The sequence below is a fragment of the Kitasatospora sp. NRRL B-11411 genome (genome assembly GCF_000721345.1).
GTDB classification, from domain to species: domain Bacteria; phylum Actinomycetota; class Actinomycetes; order Streptomycetales; family Streptomycetaceae; genus Kitasatospora; species Kitasatospora cineracea.
Map to the genome: position 1 here is coordinate 1 of NZ_JOGH01000103.1, position 24506 is coordinate 24506.

A 24506-nucleotide genomic window follows, 5' to 3' on the forward strand; every position below is an offset into this window, starting at 1 on the left:
GCCCCCGTCCCACCGCCCCGCCCGAGGCCCCGCCGCGCACCGGCCGGAGCCCCTCCGGGCCCCCTCCAGGCCCCCTCCGCACCCTGGCCGCCGACCGCCCGGGTCCGCCTCCTAGCATCGGTCTGCACCACCACACGACGGCCCGGTCAACGGGGACGGGGCCGAACACGAGGGGGAAGTCCCATGAAGGCCCGCACGATAGGCACCGCCGCCGCGGCCGCGGTGGCCGCGCTCGCCGCCCGCGACCTGCTCCAGAAGCGGCACGCGCTGCTGCGCAACTTCCCGGTGGCCGGGCACGCCCGCTACCTGCTGGAGCGGATCGGCCCGGAGCTGCGGCAGTACATCGTGACCTCCAACGAGGAGGAGCGTCCGTTCAGCCGCGACCAGCGCAGCTGGATCTACGCCTCCGCCAAGGAGGAGAACAACTACTTCGGCTTCGGCACCGAGGTGGACGTCGCGCACGTGCAGGGCCACGCCTACCTGAAGCAGCGCACCTTCGCCGGCCCGCTGCCCGACGCCCACGACCCGCAGGCGCCGCTGCCCTCGGCCAAGGTGCTGGGCGGCCCGCGCGGGCGCGCCGGGGCGTTCCGCCCGGCCAGCGTGGTGAACGTCTCCGCGATGAGCTTCGGCTCGCTCTCCGGCGCCGCGATCACCGCCCTGAACGAGGGCGCGGCGCAGGCCGGCGCGCTGCACAACACCGGCGAGGGCGGCCTGTCCCCGTACCACCGCAAGGGCGGCGGCGACCTGGTGCTGCAGCTGGGCACCTCGTACTTCGGGTGCCGCAACGAGGACGGCAGCTTCAACCTCGGCAAGCTCAAGGAGGTGGTGGCGTCCGCCCCGGTCCGGGCGATCGAGATCAAGCTCTCGCAGGGCGCCAAGCCGGGCCTGGGCGGCATGCTGCCGGGCGCCAAGGTGACGCCGGAGATCGCCGCGATCCGCGGCATCCCGGTCGGGCAGGACTGCGCCTCGCCGTCCCGGCACAGCGCGTTCGGCGACGCCGACTCGATGCTGGACTTCGTCGAGCTGCTGGCCGCCGAGACCGGCCTGCCGGTCGGCATCAAGAGCGCGGTCGGCGAGCTGGGCTTCTGGCAGGAGCTGGCCTCGATGATGGCCCGCGGCGACCGCGGCGTGGACTTCGTGACCGTCGACGGCGGCGAGGGCGGCACCGGCGCGGCCCCGCGGATGTTCGCCGACTCGGTGTCGCTGCCGTTCCGGATGGGCTTCTCCCGGGTCTACGGCACCTTCGCCGAGCTGGGCCTGACCGACCGGCTGACCTTCATCGGCTCCGGCAAGCTCGGCCTGCCCGAGAACGCCGCGGTGGCCTTCGCGCTGGGCGCCGACATGGTCAACGTGGCCCGCGAGGCGATGCTGTCGATCGGCTGCATCCAGGCCCAGAAGTGCCACACCGACCGCTGCCCGACCGGCATCGCCACCCAGAACCCGTGGCTGGCCCGCGGCATCGACCCGGCCTCCAAGGCCACCCGGGCCGCGGTCTACCTGCGCACCCTGCGCCGGGAGTTGACCAAGGTCTCCTCGGCCGTCGGCGTCGCCCACCCGTCGCTGATCACCCCCGAGGACATCGAGGTGCTGAACGGCGACTACGAGGCCCGCACGCTGGCCTCGGTCTACGGCTACAAGGAGGGCTGGGGCCGACTCGGCCCGGAGCTCGCCGAGGAGATCACCCGCCTGCTCACCGCCTGAGCCGTCCGGCCTCAGCGCACCAGCAGCGCCACGCCGACCGCCGCCGTCGCCGCCAGCACCACCACGGCGGCGACGTGCACCGCGACGTCCCAGGCCCAGGAGCGCCGGTCGGCCGCCGGGTCCAGGGTGAACTCGGCCGGGTCCGCGGGCGTGTGGTGCACCGTCACCTCGCGCCCGCGCGCCCGCGCCGGGTCGGCCAGGTGCGCGGTGCAGTGCGCGGTGACCTCGGTGCCGTCGCGGGTGGTGAACGCGACGACGGGGGTGAGGGTGGTGAGGGTCGAGCCGTCGTCCTCGTCGACCCGGTCGTCCCGGAACACGGCGACGATCCGCCCCGGCACCGCGTCCATCGCGGCCAGCCGCTCCCGCTTCGCCCGCCGGTCCCGGACGGTCCCCGGCAGGTGCCCCAGGCCGGACAGCGCCCACGGGCCCGCGCCGCCGACCAGCGCCCACGGCCAGGCCCAGCGGACGGCGGCCAGCGCCACCAGGCCCGCGTACACCGCGAACAGCGCGCCCGCCGGGCCCGCCAGCCCGCGCGAGGGCGGTTCGGGGGCGTTGGCGAAGCGGTGCTCGGCGGGTCGGCCCGTGGGGTGGCTGACCCCGATCTCCCGGCCCGCCCAGGCCGCGGTGAGCGTCTCGCCGCGCCCGTCGTCGCCCTGGACGACGACCTCCCGCCCGGTGTCCGGGTCCCGCCAGGAGACCGTCACCGGGATGCCGCCGATCCGCGAGGCGCCGTGCCGCACCTCGCCGACCCGCTCGATCCGCCCGGCCAGCCGGACGGTCCGCTGCGCCTTCGTCACCCCGGCCAGCGAGCGCACCGCGCCGACCAGCGCCACCGCGCCCCACGCCGCGCACCACAGCCGCAGGAACCAGTCCCACCCCATGCGCCCTCCCCGGCCGCCGCCCTCTCCCGGAGCACCCTGCCCGATCGGACGGCCCCGGACACACCGGTGCCCGCCGGACCGGGTCCGGCGGGCACCGCGGGCGCGGGGCGGGCTCAGCCCTCGCCGCCGCCGTCCTGCTCCGCCGGCTCCTTCTTCGCCGGGGCGCCGTGCACGGTGCCGTCCGGGTTGGAGCCGCGGAAGGAGAGCAGCACCACCAGGATGCCGCCGCAGACGATCGCCGAGTCGGCCAGGTTGAAGACCGCGAAGTGCTGGACCGAGATGAAGTCGACCACGTGCCCGCGGAACACCGACGGGGAGCGGAACAGCCGGTCGGTGAGGTTGCCGAGCGCGCCACCGAGCAGCAGGCCCAGCGCGATCGCCCAGGGCAGGCTGTACAGGCGGCGGGCGATCCGCCAGATCACCACGATGACGCCGGCCGCGATCGCGGTGAACAGCACCGTCATCGCCTGGCCCATGCCGAACGCGGCGCCGCCGTTGCGGATCACCTGGAAGGTCATCCAGTCGCCGATCACCTTGATCGGCTCGCTGCGGCCCTCCAGTTCGGAGACCACCAGCAGCTTGGAGCCGAGGTCGATCAGGTAGGCGAGCACCGCGACGGCCAGCAGCAGGCCGATCCGGCGGCGGCGGACCACCACGCGGGCGCCCTCGGCCGCGGTCGCGCCGGCCTCCCCGGCCGGGTGTTCCGGCTCGGCCGCCGGGCGGCTCACCGGCTCACCCGCCCCGCTGGGTCGGGCGGTGGGGACGGCGTCGTCCTGGGTCTGGTGGGAACCTGGCGTGCTGATGATCCGCTCCGCTGCCGTGTGGAATGCCGGGTGGAATGCCGGTCGACGTACTGGGGACGAGGGTACGGCACCACCCGCCCCGTTGGCCGCCGCGGCCGGAAACCTCCGGCCCGCGGGGACGGCCGACCGGCATCCGCGGTCAGCGGCGTTCCTGCTTGGCCTTGCAGCTGACGCAGAGCGTGGCGCGCGGGAAGGCCTGCAGGCGGGCCTTGCCGACGGGCTGGCCGCAGGACTCGCACAGGCCGAAGCCGGTGCCCTCCAGCCGGGCCAGGGCGCGCTCGGTCTGGGCGAGGCTGTCGCGGGCGTTGCTGGCGAGCGCGAGCTCGCTCTCCCGGTTGATGTTCTTGGTGCCGGCGTCGACCTGGTCGTCGCCCGCGCCGTCGTTGGAGTCCCGCATCAGACCGGCGACGGCGGCCTCGGAGGCCTCGATCTCGGCGCGCAGGCGGACGATGTCGGCGGCCAGCTCCTCGTGCAGCTCGGCGACCTCCTCGGCCGTCCACGGGTCCTCGCCGGGGCGGACCGGCAGCTCGGCCGGGTCCACCGCCTCGGCGCCGCCGCGGGCTCCCGCGCCCGCCGGCACGTGGGTGCGGCTGCTCGCCGCGGTGTGTCCGGTGGTGCCGGTCTTTCGCCGCGCAGTACTCACGGTCCCCTCCCCTGGGTCGCCCGCCACGGCCTCGCGCGACCTCCTGGTCACGGTTCCTGTCGCCTTCTCAGCCATGGCTTTCGACCTCATTCACGAATGATCAGAAGCGTCGGTTCCCGACGATCTTGCCGGTCCCGGAACGATAAACCCCATCGAATCGCCCCACAACGGGACATACCGAAGCGCCTCACCGATCCCACCCGCGCAGCCGCCGTCGGGCCGGCGCTGCACAAGTTGTGCCCAGATCGCCCCCGGCTAACCACCCGGCCCCCGGCTCGCGGGTGCGCAAAGCGGCTTGCGGGGGCCGATACACTGGGCCCTGCAAGGCGCAGATGGGACGAGTACCGACGTACGCAGCCAGGAGCGACCCGGGGGCGGTGGGAGCCCGGGGGTGTGCGCGGCGGGAAGATCACCCCGGAGCCGCCGGAAGAACGGCCCGCGCGAGCGGGCCCAGTAGAACCGGCCGCAAAACCCAAAGAGAGGGCCGCAGCGCGCGCGGTCAAGGAGGGTGGTACCGCGGGGCGGCTCGCCGTCTCGTCCCTCCGTCGGAGCCAGTCCACGCATCCGCCGGAGGTTGAACGCCCGCCATGCCCCCCGTCTACAACGCCGTCCCGAACGCCGTCGACCTGCCCGCGCTGGAGCACGGGATCCTGTCCTTCTGGCAGGACAACCAGGTCTTCCAGCGCAGCCTGGAGCAGTCCGAGGGCCGCCCCGAGTGGGTGTTCTACGAGGGCCCGCCCACCGCCAACGGCATGCCGGGCGCGCACCACATCGAGGCCCGCGTCTTCAAGGACGTCTTCCCGCGCTTCCGCACCATGAAGGGCTACCACGTGGCCCGCAAGGCCGGCTGGGACTGCCACGGCCTGCCGGTCGAGCTCGCGGTGGAGAAGGAGCTGGGCTTCTCCGGCAAGCCGGACATCGAGAAGTACGGCATCGCCGAGTTCAACGCCAAGTGCCGCGAGTCGGTGACCCGACACACCGACGCCTTCGCCGAGCTGACCGAGCGGATGGGCTACTGGGTCGACCTCGACCAGGCCTACCGCACCATGGACCCGTCCTACATCGAGTCGGTCTGGTGGTCGCTGCAGCAGATCTTCGACAAGGGCCTGCTGGTCCAGGACCACCGGGTCGCCCCCTGGTGCCCGCGCTGCGGCACCGGCCTCTCGGACCACGAGCTGGCCCAGGGCTACGAGACCGTGGTCGACCCCTCGGTGTTCGTCCGCTTCCCGCTCACCTCCGGCCCGCTGGCCGGCACCGCCGCCCTGCTGGTGTGGACCACCACCCCGTGGACGCTGGTCTCCAACACCGCTGCCGCCGTCCACCCCGGGGTGACCTACGTGGTCGCCACCGACGGCACCGAGCGCCTGGTGGTCGCCGAGCCGCTGCTGGCCAAGGCCCTCGGCGAGGGCTGGGAGGCCACCGGCGAGTCCTTCACCGGCGCCGAGATGGAGCGCTGGGCCTACCGGCGACCGTTCGAGCTGGTGGAGATCCCGGACGCGCACTACGTGCTGACCGCCGACTACGTCACCACCGAGGACGGCACCGGCATCGTCCACCAGTCGCCCGCCTTCGGCGCCGACGACCTCGCCACCTGCCGCCGCTACGGCCTGCCCGTGGTCAACCCGGTGGAGACCGACGGCACCTTCGCGCCCGAGGTTCCGCTGGTCGGCGGGGTGTTCTTCAAGAAGGCCGACGAGACCCTGGTCGCCGACCTGCAGGCCCGCGGCCTGCTGTTCCGCCACCTCCCGTACGAGCACAGCTACCCGCACTGCTGGCGCTGCCACACCGCGCTGCTCTACTACGCGCAGCCGTCCTGGTACATCCGGACCACCGCCGTCAAGGACGCGATGATCCGCGAGAACGAGGCCACCAACTGGTACCCGGAGACGGTCAAGCACGGCCGCTTCGGCGACTGGCTGAACAACAACATCGACTGGGCGCTGTCCCGCAACCGCTACTGGGGCACCCCGCTGCCGATCTGGCGCTGCGCCGACGACCACCTGACCTGCGTCGGCTCGCTCGCCCAGCTCTCCGAGCTGACCGGCACCGACCAGTCCGGCCTGGACCCGCACCGCCCGTACATCGACGAGGTCACCTTCCCCTGCCCGCAGTGCTCCACCACCGCGGTCCGGGTGCCCGAGGTGATCGACGCCTGGTACGACTCGGGCTCGATGCCGTTCGCGCAGTACGGATACCCGTACCGCAACAAGGAGTTGTTCGAGAAGCGCTACCCGGCGCAGTTCATCTCCGAGGCGATCGACCAGACCCGCGGCTGGTTCTACACGCTGATGGCCGTCGGCACGCTCGTCTTCGACAGGAACAGCTACGAGAACGTGGTCTGCCTGGGCCACATCCTGGCCGAGGACGGCCGCAAGATGTCCAAGCACCTGGGCAACATCCTGCAGCCGATCCCGCTGATGGACCAGCACGGCGCCGACGCCGTCCGCTGGTTCATGGCCGCCGGCGGCTCCCCCTGGTCGGCCCGCCGGGTCGGCCACGGCACGATCCAGGAGGTGGTCCGCAAGACCCTCCTCACCTACTGGAGCACCGTCTCCTTCCAGGCCCTGTACGCCCGCGCGGCCGGCTGGTCCCCCTCCGCGAACGACCCGGCCCCGGCCGACCGCCCGGTGCTCGACCGCTGGGTGCTCTCCGAGCTGAACACCCTGGTCCGCGAGGTCGACGCCGCCTACGAGGCGTACGACACCCAGCGGGCCGGCAAGCTGCTGTCCGGCTTCGTCGACGACCTGTCCAACTGGTACGTCCGGCGCGGCCGCCGCCGCTTCTGGCAGGGCGACGCCGCCGCGCTGGCCACCCTGCACGAGGCGCTGGAGGCCGTCACCCGGCTGATGGCCCCGCTCACCCCGTTCATCACCGAGCGGGTCTGGCAGGACCTGGTCGTCCCGGTCACCCCGGACGCCCCGCTCTCCGTGCACCTCAGCAGCTGGCCGGTCGCCGACGAGACGCTGGTCGACGCCGAGCTGTCCCGCCACGTGGCACTGGTCCGCCGCCTGGTCGAGCTCGGCCGGGCCACCCGCGCCGAGTCCGGCGTCAAGGTCCGCCAGCCGCTGTCCCGCGCGCTGATCGCCGCCCAGGGCTGGGAGGAGGTCCCCGCCGACCTGCGGGCCCAGATCGCCGACGAGCTCAACGTGCTGGCCCTGGAGTCCCTCGCCGAGGTCGGCAGCTCGCTGGTCGACACCTCCGCCAAGGCCAACTTCCGGGCGCTGGGCAAGCGCTTCGGCAAGGGCGTCCAGGACGTCGCCAAGGCCGTCGCCGCCGCCGACGCCGCCCGGCTCTCCGCCGAACTGCGCGCCACCGGCACCACCTCGGTCGAGCTGAACGGCGAGAGCGTCGCGCTCTCCCCCGAGGAAGTGATCATCACCGAGACCCCGCGCGAGGGCTGGTCCGTCGCCAACGAGTCCGGCGCCACCATCGCCCTCGACCTGGCGATCAGCCCCGAGCTCAAGCGCCTCGGCGTGGCCCGCGACGCGATCCGGCAGATCCAGGACGCCCGGAAGAACTCCGGCCTGGAGATCACCGACCGGATCCACCTCCAGCTCACCAGCACCGACCCGGAGACCCGGGCCGGCCTCACCGAGCACCAGTCCATGATCGCCGCCGAGGTCCTCGCCGAGTCCCTCGGCCTGACCCTCACCGACCCGGACGCCCCGCGCTTCACCGACGAGAACCTCGCCCTGGAGTTCACCCTCCGCAAGGCCTGATCCCCCCGCAGTTCCCCGCGCCCCCCGGCAGAAGGCGACAGCCGGGGGCGCGGGGAACTGCGCGCCCGACCGGGCACCTCGGCGAGGTCGCGAGGAGGCGGCGAACCACCACCCTCCTCGCGATCATCGCTGACGGCCCCGCCCGCACGGCGTACGCACGGCGAAGGGCGCCCCCAGCCGTGAAGGCCAAGGGCGCCCTTTCGGTGACGCGTCGCGGAGCGCCTAGTTGTCGCCGTCCTCGTCGATCAGGAAGCCGCGCATCGGAGCGGGCGCCTGCTGCATCGGCTGCGGGGGCTGCGGCCGCACGGCCGCCATCGGCTGGGTCATGCCCGCCGGCGCCATCGCCCCGTTGCCGCTGCTCGCCGAGGCACCGCCGAAGGACGGGGCGCCGGACGAACCGCCGAAGGAGGAACCGCCGAAGGACTGGTTCCCGCCGAAGGACGGGGTGGAGCCGAAGGACGGCGCCGGGGAGGACATCGCGCTGGCACCGGCGGGCGCCATCGACGACGCGGCCGGCGGCAGCGACGCGGTGGCGGGGATCCGCGGCGGGGCGAGCGAGTCGTCCGCCTGCGACTCCAGCTGGCGCAGCTGGGTCTCCAGGTAGGACTTCAGCCGCGTGCGGTACTCGCGCTCGAAGGCGCGCAGGTCCTCGACCTTGCGCTCCAGGGTGGCGCGGGCGGACTCCAGCGAGCCCATCGCGACGCGGTGCTTCTCCTGGGCGTCCCGCTCCAGGGCGTCGGCCTTGGCACGGGCGTCCCGCTCCAGGCCCTCGGCGCGGCTGCGGGCCTCGCCGACGATCTTGTTGGCCTCGGAACGGGCCTCGGAGATGGCCTGGTCCGCGGTCTGCTGGGCGAGCGCCAGGACGCGGGCGGCGCTGTCGCCACCGGGGTTCTGCTGCTGCTGCATCGGGTTGCCCATCGGGCCGCCCATCGGCTGCAGCTGCTGCCCGCCCATCGGCTGGAGCTGCTGCCCGCCCATGGTCTGGCCCATCTGCTGCTGCATCGGGTTGCCCATCGGCTGCAGCATCTGGCCGCCCATCGGCTGGACCAACTGCTGCTGGCCGCCCATGGTCTGGCCCATCTGCTGCTGCATCGGGTTGCCCATCGGGCCGCCCATGCCCTGCTGCGGACCGGCAGGCAGCTGCGGGGCGCCGGAGGGCAGGCCGAGCGGCTGGTTGCCCATGCCCTGCTGGTTGCCCATCCCCTGCTGGGGGCCGGCGAGCTGCTGGGGGCCGCCGAGCTGCTGCGGACCGGGGCCCTGCTGACCGGGCACCGGCGGGCCGGATATGGCGGCGGGGACGGGAGCGCCGGGGCGGCCGCCGTCCTGCGGAGCCTGCTGCTCCTTGCGCATGTTCGCCTGGTTCTGCGCGGCGGCACGCGTGGCGGCGGCCAGCTTGGCGCGCAGGTCCTCGTTCTCGCGCAGCAGGCGGGTCAGCTCGGCTTCGACCTCGTCGAGGAAGGCATCGACCTCGTCCTCGTCATAGCCTTCGCGCAGCCGGACGGTCGTGAACTGCTTGTTCCGAACGTCCTCGGGGGTCAATGGCATCTCTTCACCTCAACGTGATCGTCGGACCGGCATCCTGTCGCATCGTTCAGAACGACAGGCGCTGCACGAGCGAGATCAGGACATACACAATGATCATCAGTACGAAGAAGGACAGGTCGAGCGCCACGCCCCCGAGACGCAACGGCGGAATGAAACGCCGAAGAAGCTTGAGTGGCGGATCCGTGACAGTGTACGTGGCCTCCAGCACCACGACCATGGGCTTCCCGGGACGCCATGAACGGGCGAACTGGAACACCCAGTCCATGACGAGTCGGAAGAGCAGGATCAGCAGGAACACGGTCAGCACCCAGTAGAGCACCGAACCGAAGATCCCCATCGCGTCTCCCTCTCCCTGTCCGACGTACCGTCAGTGACGCTCTGTCAACAGACCCACACATGTAGTCGTGGTCGGGTCAGCTCTGGTTGAAGAACCCACCCTCGGCGATCCGAGCCTTGTCCTCCGCCGTTACATCGACGTTAGCAGGCGACAGCAGGAACACCTTCTGTGTCACGCGCTCGATACTGCCGTGCAGACCGAAGACCAGTCCAGCGGCGAAGTCTACGAGCCGCTTGGCGTCCGTGTCGTCCATCTCGGTCAAATTCATGATCACGGGCGTCCCGCCGCGGAACTGTTCCCCGATGGTACGGGCCTCGTTGTAGGTCCTCGGGTGCAGCGTGGTGATGCGGTACGGCTCTCGTTCGTTGACGACCTTGGGCATGATCACCGGGGTGCTCTTCTCCAGGTTGCGGTGGCGCTCGGATGTGATGGACGACACGGGAGCCATCCGCGGCTGCTCCTGCCGGATCGGCACCGCGGCGGGCACCGGCTGGGGCGCGATGTGCGCCACGGGCGCCGGCTGCGGGGCGGGCGCGGCGGGAGCGGGGGCGGGCGCGGCCCGGAGGTCCTCGGTCCGGCCGGTGCGGATCGGCTCCGGGTCCGCGTCGTAGTCGTCGTCGGGGTCGTACCCCTGGCTGTCGTAGGTCTCGTCCTCGACCAGACCGAGATAGACCGCCATCTTGCGCATCGCGCCGGCCATGCTGCTGTCTCCTCCGCTCATGCGCCCACCGTGTCGCCCTGCGGATGCCGCGGTTCCCCTACGATCTGTCAGGCCGACGGTCCGTCAGACCGCGGAGAGGCGCTCGGATGCGATCCACGGTTTACCTGCAGACTGATCATCTGCTAGGTTCTGTCCTATTTTGTCCTGCAGTCTGATCTACTTACTCGGTGACGTTACCCGAGCGGTGACCGCACTCCGAGTACCGCCGTACCGACGCGTACGTGTGTCGCTCCGGCGGCGATCGCCTGCTCCAAGTCCCCGCTCATCCCTGCCGAGACCATGGTTGCAGCCGGATGGGCCGCGCGTACGTCGCTTGCGATTTCCGCCAGCCGCGCGAAGGCGCGCGCCGGGTCGCCCGCCAGCGGGCCGGCGAGCGGGGCGACCGTCATCACGCCGTCGAGCCGCAGCCCGGGCGTGTCGGCGATCTTCTCCGCCAGCGCGAGCACCTCGGCCGGGGCGACGCCCGCGCGGTGCTCTCCTTCCCCGGCCTCCTTGTCCAGGGCCACCTGCACCAGGCAGCCCAGCGGCGGGCGTTCGGCGGCGCGGACGGCGGCGGCCAGCGAGTCGACCAGCCGGGCCCGGTCCACCGAGTGCACGACGTCGGAGTAACGGACCACCGAGCGGGCCTTGTTGGTCTGCAACTGGCCCACGAAGTGCCAGGTCAGCGGGAGTTCGACGCAGCGCTCGGCCTTGGGGGCGGCGTCCTGGTCGCGGTTCTCCGCCACGTCGGTGACGCCGAGCCCGGCGAGCAGCGCGGTGTCCTCGGCCGGGTAGGTCTTGGTCACCACGATCAGGGTGACCTCCGCGCGCGGGCGCCCGGCCGCGGCGCAGGCGTCGGCGATCCGGCGCTCGACCACGTCGAGGTTGGCGCCGAGCTGCTCGTAGCGGGCGCGCTGCCCCTCGGTGAGGGCGGCGGCGAAGTCCGGTCCGCCCGGGAACGGACCGTAGATGTCGTTCGTCATGAGTGTGAGGGCCCCAGCCAGACGTAGCTCGCGAGTCGGCCGGTCCGCTGCTCCCGGCGGTAGGAGTAGTGGTCCGGCGATTCGAGGGTGCAGACGGATGATCGGACCACATCCTGCACGCCCGCCGCGGCGAGCTGTGCGGCGGCCCCGGCGGGGACGTCCAGCGCGGGGGTGCCCCAGGAGGTCTCGGCGTGCGCGGCCGGGACGAGCGCGGCGACCTCGGCGCGCATCGCCTCCGGCACCTCGTAGCAGCGGCCGCAGACCGCGGGGCCGATCGCGGCCAGCATCCGCTCGGGGCGGGCGCCCAGTTCGCGCATCGCGGCGACCACCGCGGGGACGACCCCGGCGGCCAGGCCCGGCCGGCCCGCGTGCGCCGCGCCGACCACGCCGGCGGCGGGGTCGGCCAGCAGCACCGGGGTGCAGTCGGCGGTGAGCACGGCCAGGGCCAGCGGGCGGTCGGTGACCACCGCGTCGACGGTCGGGGCGGTGCCCTCGGGCTGGCGCTCCGTCACCACCGCGACCTCGGCGCCGTGCACCTGGTTCATCCAGACCACATCGGCCGGATCCAGCCCCAGCTCCCCGGCCGCGAAGAAACGGTTCTGCTTGACGGATTCGGACGAATCGCCCACCGCGCCGCCGAGGTTGAGCTCCCCGTACGGCGCGGTGCTCACCCCGCCCCACCGGGTGGTGGAGGCGAAGTGAGCACCGTGTCGGGAGAACGTATGGATCACTTGAGGAAGTCCGGCACGTCGAGCTCCTCCGCGGGGCTCTCGACGTACGGCTGCCGCACCGGCTGCACCTGCGGCGGCACCGGCGGGGCGGCGGCCGTCACCGGGGCCGGGGCCTCGGCGGTGCGCGAGGGCTCCTCGGCGCGGGTGACCGAGCCGATCGAGCCGTAGGACGGGCGGGTGGCCGGGCGCTCCGGGGCCGGGGCGGACGAGGACGCCGCGGACGAGGAGGTCGACTTGACCACCGGCTCGCGGACGATGGCGGGCGGCTGCCCCCCGTCGAACCCGGCGGCGATCACGGTGACCCGGACCTCGTCGCCGAGCGCGTCGTCGATGACCGCGCCGAAGATGATGTTCGCCTCCGGGTGGGCGGCCTCGCTGACCAGCTGGGCGGCCTCGTTGATCTCGAACAGGCCGAGGTCGGAGCCGCCGGAGATGGAGAGCAGCACGCCGCGGGCGCCGTCGATGGACGCCTCCAGCAGCGGCGAGGAGATCGCCATCACCGCGGCGGCCTTGGCGCGGTCCTCGCCGCGGGCCGAACCGATGCCCATCAGCGCCGAACCGGCGTCCGACATGACCGACTTCACGTCCGCGAAGTCCAGGTTGATCAGGCCGGGGGTGGTGATCAGGTCGGTGATGCCCTGCACGCCGGAGAGCAGCACCTGGTCGGCGGAGCGGAACGCGTCCAGCACCGAGACCTGGCGGTCGGAGATCGACAGCAGCCGGTCGTTGGGGATGACGATCAGGGTGTCCACCTGCTCGCGCAGGCTGGCGATGCCGTCCTCGGCCTGGTTGGCCCGGCGGCGGCCCTCGAAGGTGAACGGCCGGGTGACCACGCCGATGGTGAGGGCACCGAGCGAGCGGGCGATGTTGGCCACCACCGGCGCGCCGCCGGTGCCGGTGCCGCCGCCCTCGCCGGCCGTCACGAAGACCATGTCGGCCCCCTTGAGGACCTCCTCGATCTCCTCCCGGTGGTCCTCGGCGGCCTTCCGGCCGACCTCGGGGTTGGCTCCGGCGCCGAGGCCGCGGGTGAGTTCGCGGCCGACGTCGAGCTTCACGTCGGCGTCGCTCATCAGCAGCGCCTGGGCGTCGGTGTTGATCGCGATGAATTCGACGCCCTTGAGCCCGACCTCGATCATCCGGTTGATGGCGTTGACTCCGCCGCCGCCGATGCCGACGACCTTGATGACCGCGAGGTAGTTCTGGGGTGCTGCCACGTCGGGGCCTCTCGCCTCGAATTTCCGGGTCGGCTCCCCTGGATTGTGAAGGCCGACGGATGTCGATGGGTGGGAAGCACGTGGTTCCAACCCGAACCCTAAACTTGAGGTTGAGGGTTATGGCTGTGCCGGTGTCACCTCGGTGTCGAGCACAGCTCGTTGACACAGGACAGTAGGTCGCAACCGGCGCGCGTTTCAACGAACACGCCGAGCTTCCCTTTTTCTTTTGAGCCTATGTGATCATCGACCCCACGGTGAAACCGGGGTGACCACCAAGGGTCGGACCGGAGCCGTGACTCCGTCAATACCGCCCCCGGCTACAGAACTTACCGGATCAGCCGGACACCGCCGGGGCATCCGGCGCACTCACGTCGTAATTCGACGCCTTCCGACCGAGCAGGGCGGTCAGCACCTTCGCCTTCCGACCGGTGTCCTGCGCGCTGCCCCAGCGCACCGTCGCGCCGGAGGCCAGTTTCAGCCGGATGTCGTCGTAGGAGTGGACCGTGAGCGAACCGGCCTGCTGCGCCACCTCCGGCGGCAGGCCGGCCGCCACCGTGACGGCCGCGCGGACCAGGGTCGGGCGGTCGATCACGGACAGCGCGTCCTGCGCGGGCCCGCTCAGGTCGAGCGCCACCACCGGGACGCCGGCGGGGGGTTGCGGCTCGGTGGCGAACTCCACACCGTCCGCGTCGACCTGGACGAAGCCGCCGCCCTCGTGCTGGATCGCCGCCACCGGGCGGCGCTCGATGACCTTCACCCGCAGGGTGTGCGGCCAGCCGCGCCAGACCTCGGCCCTGGCCACCCGGGGCACCTTCGCCACCTCGGCCCGGGCCTCGTCCAGATCGACCCGGGCCAGCGGGCCGCGGGCGGTGCCGCCGAGCGCCCGCTCGACGTCCTGCTGGGTCAACCGGCCCGAGTCCAGGCCCTGGACGGCCACCCCCCGGACGTCCAGGGCGGAGGAGAAGAACACCGTCCAGCCGAGCGCCCCCGCCACCAGCACGCCCAGCGCGACCAGCACCGCGACGCCCCGGCGGGACAGGCGGAGCCGGGGCGGGCGGGCGGGGCCGCCCTCCTCCCCCAGCTCCTCCTCGTACTCCTCGTCAGCCACGGCGGCGGCCGCCGCGGGCGGCCTCGATCGCCTCGTACACCATCTGCACCAGCAGGTCGTCGGCGTCCCGGCGGCCGAACTCGGCGGCGGAGCGCGACATCTCCCACAGCTTGGCCGGATCGGTGAGCACCGGCAGCACGTTCTTGAGCACCCAGTCCGGGGTCAGCTCGGCGTCGTCGACCAGCAGGCCGCCGCCCGCCTTGACCATCGGCTGGGCGTTCAGCCGCTGCTCGCCGTTGCCGATCGGCAGCGGCACGAACGCGGCCGGCAGGCCCACCGCGGCCAGCTCGGCCACCGTCATCGCGCCGGCCCGGCAGAGCATCATGTCGGCCGCCGCGTAGGCCAGGTCCATCCGGTCCAGGTACGGCAGCGCCCGGTACGGCGGCATGCCGGGGATGTCGTCGATGGTCGGCAGCTCGTTCTTCGGGCCGACCGCGTGCAGGATCTGCACGCCGTACTGCTGGAGCCGGGGCGCGATCGCCTGCACCGTCTCGTTGAGGCGCCGGGCGCCCTGCGAGCCACCGGAGACCAGCAGGGTGGGCAGCCGCTGGTCGAGGCCGAAGTGGTGCCGGGCCTCCGGGCGGACGGTGCCGCGGTCCAGGGTGGCGATGGTGCGGCGCAGCGGGATGCCGATGTACCGGGAGTCGCGCAGCTTGGAGTCCGGGGTGGAGACCGCGACGAAGTCGCTGTAGCGGGCGCCGATCTTGTTGGCCAGGCCGGGGCGGGCGTTGGCCTCGTGCACCACGATCGGGACGCCGGCCCGCTTGGCCGCCAGGTAGGCGGGCATCGCCACGTAGCCGCCGAAGCCGACCACCGCGTCCGCGTTGACCCGCTCGATCACCTCCTGGGCGGCGCGCACGGTGCCGCGCAGCCGGCCCGGGACGGTGATCAGTTCCGGGGTGGGCTTGCGGGGCAGCGGCACGGCCGGGATCAGCGCCAGCTCGTAGCCGCGCTCGGGGACCAGCCGGGTCTCCAGGCCGCGCTCGGTGCCGAGGGCGGTGATCCCGACGGACGGGTCGTGCCTGCGCAGCGCGTCCGCGAGCGCCATGGCCGGCTCGATGTGACCGGCGGTCCCGCCGCCGGCGAGTACGACATGCACCGAAATTCACCGCTCCCTGCGCGGCGGCCGGGGGGCCTTGCGCGCTGTGGTTTTCCTACCTGGCAGCACCCGGTCCAGGACGGGCCCGAACCGGGAGTTGGCCCCTTTTCGCCATCTGCGGGGCCGGGCAGCCAGCGCTGCCTTCGCCGCCGGGGAGCTGCGTGCGAAGCACAGCAGCAGCCCGACGGCGCACATGGCCGACAGCATCGCGGAACCGCCGTACGAGAACAGCGGCAGCGGGACGCCCGCGATGGGCAGGAGTCCCAGCGCCGACCCCAGGTTGACCACGGCCTGAGCCATGATCCACGTGGTGGCGGCGCCCGCCGCGTACCGCACGAACGGGTCCGTGGTGCCGAGGGCCACTCGGATACCCGCGTAGCCTAGTGCCGCGAAGAGGCCGAGCACCGACAGCGTCCCCACCAGGCCGAGCTCCTCGCCGGTCGCGGCGAAGATGAAGTCGGTGTGGGCCTCCGGGAGTTGCCCCCACTTCTCCACCCCGGCGCCCAGTCCGGATCCGAACGGCCCGCCCGCGGCCAGGGCGTACAGGCCGTGCAGGGCCTGGAAGCAGTCCATCGAGGGGTCGGGCTTGGTGACGCCGACGCAGGAGAGCCGGCCCAGCCGGTGCGGCACCGTGATGATCAGCGCGGTGCAGGCGACCACCGCGATGCCCAGGGTCGCGGCGAACAGCCGCAGCGGGGCGCCGACCATCCAGAGCAGGCCGAACAGGATGGCGATCAGCACCATGGTGGTGCCCATGTCGCCGCCGATCATGATCAGCATCATCAGCACGACGGTGCCGGGCACCAGCGGGACCAGCAGGTGCTTCCACTGGTCCAGCATGTGGGTGCGCTGCTTGCGGGCCAGCAGGTCGGCCGCCCACAGCAGCAGGGCGAGCTTGGCGAACTCGGACGGCTGGACCTGGAAGAAGCCCAGGCTGATCCAGTTCCGGTTGCCGTTGATCCGCACGCCGACGCCGGGGATGGCCACCAGCACCAGCGCGCCCACCACGCCGAACAGCAGCGGGTAGACGGCGGCCCGCAGCACCCGGACCGGGGCCCGGGTCAGTGCCACGGCGATCGCCCCGCCGAGCAGCAGGGCGATCAGCTGCTTGCGGAAGAAGAACGTCATCGGCAGGCCGTACTCGACCACCACGCTCTGCGAGGCGGAGAACACCATCACCAGGCCCAGCACGACCAGCAGCAGCGCGGCGCCCAGGATCAGGTAGTACGGCGTCAGCGGGCGGGCCATCAGGTAGCCGAACCGCTCCCGGGCGGCCCGGAAGCGGGCGATCGGGCCGGCCGACTTGAAGGTGGTGGTGGTCGCCGAGATCAGCTGGAGGCCCTGCGGCGGCTCCTTCTCCCTGGTCGGCACCACGGGCTCCTCACGGTTCGGGTCACGGACGGGAACGCGCCGGGGGTCCTCCGACGGCGAGGCCGCGCCCGGGCGGTGAGCCGCCGGCGGGCGCGACCTCGGGGTGCGTGGCTCAGGGCTGCAGGGCCCGGACGGCGGCGGCGAACAGGTCGCCGCGCTCACCGTAGTTGGTGAACATGTCCATCGAGGCGCAGGCGGGCGCCAGCAGGACGGTGTCGCCCTTCTCGGCGGCGGCGGCCGCGGCCGCGACGATCGAGGCCATCGCTCCGGCGCCAGTCTGGCCCGGTGCGGGCTCGAAGACCGGGACCTGCGGGGCGTGTCGCTCCAGCGCCTCGCGGATCAGCTGCCGGTCCTGGCCGATCAGCACGGCGGCCCGCAGCCGGGGCGCGGCGTCGGCGACCAGCTCGTCGAAGGTGGCGCCCTTGGCCAGGCCGCCGGCGATCCACACCACCGGCCGGTACGCGGCCAGCGAGGCGGCGGCGGCGTGGGTGTTGGTGGCCTTGGAGTCGTCGACGTAGGTGACGCCGTCGAGCTCGGCGACGTGCGCGATCCGGTGCGCGTCGGGGGTGAAGGCGCGCAGCCCGTCCCGGACGGCCTTGGCGTCGACGCCGTAGGCGCGGGCCAGCGCGGCGGCGGCCAGCGCGTTGGTGATGTTGTGCGGGGCCGGCGGGTTGACGTCGGCGACGGCGCCGAGTTCGGCGGCCGCGTTGGCCCGGTCGGCGACGAAGGCCCGGTCGACCAGCAGGCCGTCGACCACGCCGAGGTTGGAGACGGCGGGCGCGTCGAGGCCGAAGCCGACGGCCCGGCAGCCCTCCTCGACGTCGGCCTCGCGGACCAGCGCCTCGGTGGCCGGGTCGGCCAGGTTGTAGACGCAGGCGACCTGGTTGCCCTCGTAGATCCGGCCCTTGTCGGCGGCGTACGCCTCCATCGAGCCGTGCCAGTCGAGGTGGTCGGGGGCGAGGTTGAGGACCGCGCCGGAGTGCACCCGCAGCGAGGGCGCCCAGTGCAGCTGGTAGCTGGAGAGTTCGACGGCCAGCACGTCGTACGGCTCCTCGGCGAGCACGGCGTCCAGCACCGAGACGCCGACGTTGCCGACCGCGGCGGTGCGCTTGCCCGCGGCGGTGAGGATGGAGGCCAGCATCTGGACGGTGGTGGTCTTGCCGTTGGTGCCGGTGACGGCCAGCCAGGGGGCCGGTTCGCCGGTGGCGGGGTGCGGGGTGCGCAGCCGCCAGGCGAGTTCGACGTCGCCCCAGACCGGGACGCCGGCCGCGTCGGCGGCCGCGAACAGCGGGCTGTCGGGGGCCCAGCCGGGCGAGGTGACGACCAGGGCGGTGCCCTCGGGCAAGGTGGCGCCGTCGCCGAGGCGGACGGTGACGCCCTGCTCGGTGAGGGCGGCGGCCTTGGCCGCGAGGCCCGGGCCGTCACCGCCGTCCACCACGGTGACGTGCGCGCCGAGCCCGTGCAGGACGCGGGCGGCACTGATCCCGGAGAGGCCGAGTCCCGCCACGACGACCGGCAGTCCGGCCCACTCCGGGTTGTTCATCCGGTCACCCATCCCGCGTAGAAGAGTCCGAGTCCGACGGCGACGCACAGGCCCTGGATGATCCAGAACCGGACCACGATCAGGACTTCGCTCCAGCCCTTGAGCTCGAAGTGGTGCTGGAGCGGCGCCATCTTGAAAACGCGCTTGCCGGTCATCCGGAACGAGCCGACCTGGATGATCACCGAAAGGGTGATGATCACGAACAGGCCGCCGAGGATGGCGAGCAGCAGCTCGGTGCGGGAGACGATGGCCAGGCCGGCCAGCGCGCCGCCGAGGGCCAGCGAGCCGGTGTCGCCCATGAAGATCTTCGCGGGCGAGGTGTTCCACCACAGGAAGCCGAAGCAGGAGCCCATCAGGGCGGCGGCGACCACGGCGAGGTCCAGCGGGTCGCGGACGTCGTAGCAGGAGGCGGTGGCCTTGATCGCGTAGGCGCAGTTCTGGCCGTGCTCCCACAGGCCGATGAAGGTGTAGGCGCCGAACACCATCACCGAGGCGCCGGTGGCCAGGCCGTCGAGGCCGTCGGTGAGGTTCACGCCGTTCGACATCGCGGCGATCATGAAGTAGGCCCAGATGACGAACAGCACCGGGCCGATCGACCACTTGAAGTCCTGCACGAAGGACAGGTGGTCGGAGGCCGGGGTCAGGCCCCGGCTGTCGCTGAACTGCATGGCCAGGATGGCGAAGGCCAGGGCGACGAAGGACTGGCCGAGCAGCTTCGCCTTGGCCCGCAGGCCCAGCGAGCGGCGCTTGACCACCTTGATGTAGTCGTCCAGGAAGCCGACCAGGCCGAGGCCCGTGGTCAGGAACAGCACCAGCAGGCCGGAGGCGGTGGGCATCTCGCCCGTTATCGCCTTGGTCCCGAAGTAGGCGATCAGTGTCGCCAGGATGAAGGCGATGCCGCCCATGGTGGGCGTGCCGCGCTTGCTGTGGTGCGCCTTGGGGCCGTCGTCCCGGATGTACTGGCCGTAGCCGTGCTTGGCGAGCAGCTTGATCAGGGCGGGGGTGCCGAGCAGGGTCAGCACCAGGCCGATCATGCCGGAGAAGAGGATCTGCTTCACTTCGCGGCACCGTCCGCGAGCAGCGCCTCGGCGACCCTCTCCAGCCCCACCGAACGGGAGGCCTTCACCAGGACCACGTCCCCCGGCCGGACCTGACTGCGCAGCAGCTCGATCGCCGCGTCCGCGTCGGACACCAGCACCGACTCCTCACCCCACGAACCTTCGTTCCTCGCGCCCAGTTCCATCCGGGCCGCCTCGCGTCCGCCGACCGCCACCAGCTTGGTGATGTCCAGCCGCACCGCGAGTCTTCCGATGGTGTCGTGCTCGTCGAGGCTGTCCTCGCCGAGCTCCCGCATCTCACCGAGCACCGCCCAGGTGCGGCGGCGCTCCGGGCCGGTGCCCGCCATCGTCGCCAGGGTCCGCAGCGCGGCCCGCATCGACTCCGGGTTCGCGTTGTAGGCATCGTTGACGACGGTGAGGCCATCGGCCCGGTCGACCACCTCCATGCGCCAGCGGGACAGCGCACCCGCCTCGCTGAGTGCTTCGGCGACGCGGTCGACGGGCATCCCGAGCTCCACCGCCACCGCGGCGGCGGCGAGGGCGTTCGAGACGTGGTGCTCACCGTACAGGCGCAGCTGCACGGGTGCGGAACCGGCCGGGGTGCTGAGCGTGAACTGCGGCCTCCCGGTGGCGTCCAGGCGAACTCCGGTGGCCCGGACGTGGGCGTCCGGGGACTCCCCGAACAGCACGACCCTCGCCCTGGTGCGGCTGCTCATCGCGCGCACCAGCGGGTCGTCGGCGTTGAGGACGGCGACGCCCTCGGGCGAAAGGGCCTCCACCATCTCGCCCTTGGCCTCGGCGATGCCCTCGCGGGAGCCGAACTCGCCGACGTGCGCGGAGCCGACGTTGAGGACCAGGCCGACGGTGGGCGGGGTGATGCCGGTCAGGTACTCGATGTCGCCCTTGTGCCGGGCGCCCATCTCCAGCACCAGGTGACGGGTGGTCGGATTGATCCGCAGCGCGGTCAGCGGGTGGCCGATCTCGTTGTTGGCGTTGCCCGCCGCGTAGACCGTCTCGCCGTGCTTCGTCAGCACCTGGGCAATCAGGTCCTTGGTGGAGGTCTTGCCGGAGGAGCCGGTCAGGCCGACGATCCGCACCTCGGCGGAGCGGGCCACCACGGCGCGGGCGAGCCGGCCGAGGGCCACCACCACGTCGTCCACCAGGATCGCGGGCACGCCGACGGGCCGGGTGGCGAGCACCGCGACCGCGCCGTCGGCGACGGCCTTCGCCGCGAAGTCGTGGCCGTCCACCCGCTCGCCGGCCACGCAGACGAACAGCCCGCCGGGCTCGATCTGCCGGTTGTCGTGCACCACGGCGCCGGTGATCGACGCCTGCGGGTCCGCACTGTCGAGCGTCCCGCCGACGGCCTGCGCCGCCTCCGTGAGGGTCAGGCTGATCACCGGTCTACCTCCGCGTTGTTCGCCCGCTCGTTGTTGCGGTCGCTGGCGCCCTGCTGCTCGATCGCGGTCCGCAGGACCTGCCGGTCGTCGAACGGGCGGACCTCGCCCTTCACGTACTGGCCCAGCTCGTGCCCCTTGCCGGCCACCAGCACGGTGTCGCCGGCGTGGGCCCGGGCGACGGCCAGGGCGATCGCCTCGCCCCGGTCGGGGACGGCGAGCACCTCGCCGCGCTCCGGCTCGGGCACCTCGGCGGCGCCGGCCAGCATGGTGGCCAGGATCGCCAGCGCGTCCTCGGAGCGCGGGTTGTCGCTGGTGAGGACGGCGGTGTCGGCGAGCCGGGCGGCGATGGCGCCCATCGGCCCGCGCTTGTACGGGTCGCGGTCGCCGCCGCAGCCGACGACGACGTGCAGCCGGCCCTTGGTGACCTCGCGCAGCGAGGCGAGGACGGCGCTGAGCGCGTCCGGCTTGTGCGCGTAGTCGACCACGGCGACGTAGTCCTGCCCGGCCTCGACCTTCTCCAGCCGGCCGGGCACCCCGGCCACCCCGGCGACGCCCGCCACCGCGGCGTCCAGGTCGACGCCGGCGGTGACCAGCGCGGTGATCGCGCCCAGCGCGTTGGCGACGTTGAACGGGCCGGGCAGCGGCACCGAGGCGTCGGCCCGCTCGCCGTCCGGGCCGAGCACCCGGAACGTCGAGCCGGACGGGCCGAGCCGGACGTCGGCGGCGCGCCAGTCGGCGGCCGGGTCGCCGGCCGCGGAGAAGGTGGTCATCGGGATCCGGGCCTCGGCGGCCAGCCGGCGGCCGTAGGAGTCGTCCCGGTTGGCGACGCCCCGGCGGGACTTGCCCTCCTCGAACAGCCGGGCCTTGGCCCGGTAGTAGTCCTCCATGTCGGGGTGGAAGTCGAGGTGTTCGGGCGTCAGGTTGTTGAACAGCGCGACGTCGTAGACCACGCCGTCGGTGCGGCCGTACACCAGCGCGTGGCTGGAGACCTCCATCACCACCGCGTCGGCCCCGGCCTCGCGCATCACGCCGAGCACGGCGTGCAGTTCGGTGGCCTCGGGGGTGGTGCGCTCGGACTTGATCCGCTCCTCGCCGACCCGCATCTCGACGGTGCCGATCACGCCGGGCAGCCGGCCGGCCCCGCGCAGGCCGCCCTCGACCAGGTAGGAGGTGGTGGTCTTGCCGTTGGTGCCGGTCAGGCCGATCATCAGCATGCTCGCGCTGGGCGTGCCGTACACCGCGGCGGCCAGCGGGCCCATCGCCTCGCGCGGGCTGTCCACCACCAGCAGCGGGACGCCGGCGTCGGCGGCCAGTTCGGCCCCGGCGGCGTCGGTGAGCACCGCGACCGCGCCGGACGCGACCGCGCCGGCGGCGAACGCCGCGCCGTGGTGGTTGGCCCCGGGGAAGGCCACGTACACGTCGCCGGGGCGCACTGCCCGGGAGTCGTGGGTGACGCCGGTGACGGCGGGCCCCTCCAGGGGGTCCAGGCCGAGCAGCCGGGCCGCCTCGGCGAGGGGCAGCGCCGCGGTGCGGCCGGGTCGGGGCGGGATCGCGGAGGTTTGATCGGGTTTCGGCACGGCCGGAAGGCTATCGGCCCCGCGCCCCCCGGGGCCAAACCGGGCCTGCTCCGTGACGCTGCTCACACGGCGCGGTCCGCGCCCTGGGGTGTCGCTCATCTCAGGGTTTCCAGTCGACGGGCAGGTTCGGCGCCTCGCTGCCGCTCGGCGGGACCTGGAGGGACTTGAGGGTGAACTCCATCACCTGCTTGAAGACGGGCCCGCACAGCTGCCCGCCGAAGTGCCCGTTGACCGGGTTCTGGATGACGCAGGAGACCGTCACCCGGGGCTGGTCGGCGGGCGCGAAGCCGATGAAGGAGGCGGTGTACCCGGAGTACTTGCCGGTCTTCGGGTCCACCCGGTTGGCGGTGCCGGTCTTGCCCGCCACCCGGTAGCCGGGGATCTTCGCGGTGTTGCCGGTGCCCTGCTCGTCGGTGACGACGGACTCCAGCATCTCGGTCAGCGTCTTGGCGGTCTGCTCGGACACCACCCGGTTCTGCGCCCCGGCCGGCGCCGGGGCGAACTTCCCGTCCGGGCCGGTGGTCCCGGCCAGCAGGCTCGGGGCGACCCGCACGCCGCCGTTGGCGATGGTGGAGAACACCGAGGTGGCCTGCAGGGCGTTCACCGACAGGCCCTGGCCGAACGGGATGGTGTACTGCTGCGAGCCGTTCCAGTCCTCGGGCTTGGCCAGGATGCCGCGGGTCTCGCCGGGGAAGCCCAGGCCGCTGGGCTTGCCGATGCCGAACCGGTCCAGGTAGTCGGCCAGCACCTTGTTGGACTCGGCCTGGGTGGCGCCCAGGTGCTCGGCGGCCTCGATGGTGCCGATGTTGGAGGACTTGGCGAGCACGCCCGCCAGGGTCAGGTACCAGGTCTCGTGGTCGACGTCGTCGTGGAACACCCGGTCGGCCCGCTGCAGCGTGTTGGGCACCTCGACGTGGGTGTCCCAGTTCGCCTTGCCGGTGTCCAGCACCGCCGCCATGGTCATCAGCTTCGCGGTCGAGCCGGGCTCGTAGGCGTCCTGCAGCGCGGCGTTGCCGAGCTGGTCGGCGCGGGCCGAGGACAGGTCGTTCGGGTCGAAGCCGGGCGAGGTGGCCATCGCCAGCACCTGGCCGGTCTTCACGTCCTGGACGATCACGTAGCCCTTCTCCGCCCCGGCGTTGGCCACCTGGTCGGTGATGGCCCGCTGGGCGGCCCACTGGATGTCCGGGTTCACGGTCAGCCGCAGGTCGGTGCCGGGCACCGGGTCCTGCCGGGCGCCGCCCGCGGTGGCGACCCGGCGGCCGCCCGACGCGGCGTACGTGGAGTGGCCGTCCTGCCCGGCCAGCAGCTGCTGGTACTGCAGTTCCAGGCCGCCGGTGCCGGTGCCCTCGGCGTTGACGAAGCCGACCAGGTTGGCGCCCAGGCCGCCCGCCGGGTAGCTGCGCCGGGTCGACTGCTCCCAGAACATCCCGGCCAGCGGGTTGACGCAGGCCGCGTCCAGGAACTGCCGGCCGCCCTTGTCGGCGGGCTTCTTGAGCAGCTGGACCTGGGCGCGGCAGGCCGCGGTGTCGGTCTGCTTGGTGAGCGCGGCCTTCAGGTCGGCGATCTGGTTCTTCGCCGCCGGGGTCTGCCGGGCCATCAGCAGCGCGTACTGGCTCTTCGGGTTCTTGCTGTTCGGGTGCAGCTTCTCGGCCAGCTTCTCCTTCGGCTGCCCGAGGATCGGCGCGAGCAGCGCCGCGGCCTGCTCCGGGGCGTCCGGCAGGTGGGAGGACTCCGGGGTGAACATGGTCGGGTCGGCGGTGATGTCGTACGCGTCGACCGAGGTGGCCAGCACGGTGCCGTCCGCGGCGGTGATCGAGCCGCGCTCGGCGGGCAGCGACACCCGCACGTACTTGTTGGCGCCCGCGGCGGCCGCCAGCGCGTCGGAGTCCAGCAGCTGCAACTGCACCAGCCGGCCCGCGAAGACGGCGAACACCAGCAGCAGACAGACCGTCACCAGCCGCAGCCGGCGCCGCGGATCGGCCAGCTTGATGCTGCGGGGCGCGGACGGGGCCGGGCGGCGCGGCGCCGGACGGCGGGCCGGGCGGGCGCTCGGGCGGCGCGGCGGGGCGACCTCGCGGTGCCCGGCGGCGGCG

At 73.0% G+C, this 24506-nt stretch carries 19 protein-coding genes; 2 read left to right on the forward strand and 17 right to left on the reverse strand.

Annotated elements, in window-relative coordinates:
* The first annotated feature begins 183 nt into the window (after window positions 1-183).
* On the forward strand, window positions 184-1701 hold the full coding sequence (locus IH44_RS0131180) for an FMN-binding glutamate synthase family protein (RefSeq protein WP_030463132.1): 1518 nt from the start codon (window positions 184-186) through the stop codon (window positions 1699-1701).
* A gap of 11 nt (window positions 1702-1712) precedes the next feature.
* Here the strand turns inward: IH44_RS0131180 and IH44_RS0131185 are convergent, their stop codons facing one another.
* The 3 genes from IH44_RS0131185 to IH44_RS0131195 all read right to left on the reverse strand — a co-directional run bounded on the left by IH44_RS0131185 (window position 1713) and on the right by IH44_RS0131195 (window position 4028).
* On the reverse strand, window positions 1713-2582 hold the full coding sequence (locus tag IH44_RS0131185; protein ID WP_030463133.1) for a DUF3592 domain-containing protein: 870 nt from the start codon (window positions 2580-2582) through the stop codon (window positions 1713-1715).
* Window positions 2583-2695: 113 nt separating this feature from the next.
* Window positions 2696-3388 carry a signal peptidase II gene (gene lspA / locus IH44_RS0131190; RefSeq protein ID WP_369795019.1) on the reverse strand — a complete coding sequence of 231 codons (693 nt, stop codon included), beginning with the start codon at window positions 3386-3388 and terminating at the stop codon, window positions 2696-2698.
* A 136-nt stretch (window positions 3389-3524) separates the two neighbouring features.
* Complete coding sequence (locus tag IH44_RS0131195) at window positions 3525-4028, reverse strand: TraR/DksA family transcriptional regulator (RefSeq protein WP_035956970.1); 504 nt, start codon at window positions 4026-4028, stop codon at window positions 3525-3527.
* 587 nt (window positions 4029-4615) lie between these two features.
* Between IH44_RS0131195 and ileS the strand changes: the two genes are divergently transcribed.
* Complete coding sequence (gene ileS / locus IH44_RS0131200) at window positions 4616-7747, forward strand: isoleucine--tRNA ligase (protein WP_030463136.1); 3132 nt, start codon at window positions 4616-4618, stop codon at window positions 7745-7747.
* Between the two features lie 222 nt (window positions 7748-7969).
* On the opposite strand, the gene IH44_RS0131205 is transcribed toward ileS, so the two are convergent.
* The 14 genes from IH44_RS0131205 to IH44_RS0131270 form a co-directional block, all read right to left on the reverse strand.
* The gene (locus IH44_RS0131205; RefSeq protein ID WP_030463137.1) at window positions 7970-9292 is read right to left on the reverse strand and encodes a DivIVA domain-containing protein; all 1323 of its coding nucleotides are present in this window, start codon (window positions 9290-9292) and stop codon (window positions 7970-7972) included.
* A 46-nt stretch (window positions 9293-9338) separates the two neighbouring features.
* Window positions 9339-9629: a YggT family protein gene (locus tag IH44_RS0131210; RefSeq protein ID WP_030463138.1), complete on the reverse strand. Its 291-nt coding sequence runs from the start codon at window positions 9627-9629 to the stop codon at window positions 9339-9341.
* A 76-nt stretch (window positions 9630-9705) separates the two neighbouring features.
* Window positions 9706-10329 carry a cell division protein SepF gene (locus tag IH44_RS0131215; protein ID WP_030463139.1) on the reverse strand — a complete coding sequence of 208 codons (624 nt, stop codon included), beginning with the start codon at window positions 10327-10329 and terminating at the stop codon, window positions 9706-9708.
* A gap of 194 nt (window positions 10330-10523) precedes the next feature.
* On the reverse strand, window positions 10524-11312 hold the full coding sequence (locus tag IH44_RS0131220; RefSeq protein ID WP_030463140.1) for a YggS family pyridoxal phosphate-dependent enzyme: 789 nt from the start codon (window positions 11310-11312) through the stop codon (window positions 10524-10526).
* Entirely contained in the window at window positions 11309-12043 is a 735-nt protein-coding gene (gene pgeF, locus IH44_RS0131225; RefSeq protein ID WP_030463141.1) for a peptidoglycan editing factor PgeF, read from the reverse strand. The genes IH44_RS0131220 and pgeF overlap by 4 nt, the downstream gene beginning before the upstream one ends.
* Window positions 12040-13257, reverse strand: a complete 1218-nt coding sequence (gene ftsZ / locus IH44_RS0131230; protein ID WP_030463142.1) for a cell division protein FtsZ — start codon at window positions 13255-13257, stop codon at window positions 12040-12042. The genes pgeF and ftsZ overlap by 4 nt, the downstream gene beginning before the upstream one ends.
* A gap of 334 nt (window positions 13258-13591) precedes the next feature.
* A complete protein-coding gene (locus IH44_RS0131235) occupies window positions 13592-14365 on the reverse strand; it encodes a cell division protein FtsQ/DivIB (RefSeq protein ID WP_030463143.1) in 774 nt (257 codons plus the stop codon).
* Complete coding sequence (gene murG / locus IH44_RS0131240) at window positions 14358-15464, reverse strand: undecaprenyldiphospho-muramoylpentapeptide beta-N-acetylglucosaminyltransferase (RefSeq protein ID WP_030463144.1); 1107 nt, start codon at window positions 15462-15464, stop codon at window positions 14358-14360. Before murG ends, IH44_RS0131235 begins: the two co-directional genes overlap by 8 nt.
* A 6-nt stretch (window positions 15465-15470) precedes the next feature.
* A complete protein-coding gene (gene ftsW / locus IH44_RS0131245; RefSeq protein ID WP_030463145.1) occupies window positions 15471-16838 on the reverse strand; it encodes a putative lipid II flippase FtsW in 1368 nt (455 codons plus the stop codon).
* A 109-nt stretch (window positions 16839-16947) separates the two neighbouring features.
* Window positions 16948-18390 carry a UDP-N-acetylmuramoyl-L-alanine--D-glutamate ligase gene (gene murD, locus IH44_RS0131250; RefSeq protein ID WP_198545074.1) on the reverse strand — a complete coding sequence of 481 codons (1443 nt, stop codon included), beginning with the start codon at window positions 18388-18390 and terminating at the stop codon, window positions 16948-16950.
* Window positions 18375-19436 carry a phospho-N-acetylmuramoyl-pentapeptide-transferase gene (gene mraY / locus IH44_RS0131255; RefSeq protein WP_030463147.1) on the reverse strand — a complete coding sequence of 354 codons (1062 nt, stop codon included), beginning with the start codon at window positions 19434-19436 and terminating at the stop codon, window positions 18375-18377. The genes murD and mraY overlap by 16 nt, the downstream gene beginning before the upstream one ends.
* Entirely contained in the window at window positions 19433-20836 is a 1404-nt protein-coding gene (murF, locus tag IH44_RS0131260) for a UDP-N-acetylmuramoyl-tripeptide--D-alanyl-D-alanine ligase (protein ID WP_030463148.1), read from the reverse strand. Before murF ends, mraY begins: the two co-directional genes overlap by 4 nt.
* Window positions 20833-22512, reverse strand: a complete 1680-nt coding sequence (locus IH44_RS0131265; RefSeq protein ID WP_369795018.1) for a UDP-N-acetylmuramoyl-L-alanyl-D-glutamate--2,6-diaminopimelate ligase — start codon at window positions 22510-22512, stop codon at window positions 20833-20835. The genes murF and IH44_RS0131265 overlap by 4 nt, the downstream gene beginning before the upstream one ends.
* Before the next feature lies 1 nt (window position 22513).
* Window positions 22514-24506, reverse strand: a 1993-nt coding sequence (locus IH44_RS0131270) for a penicillin-binding protein 2 (RefSeq protein ID WP_030463150.1), incomplete at its 5' end; no start/stop codon positions are given.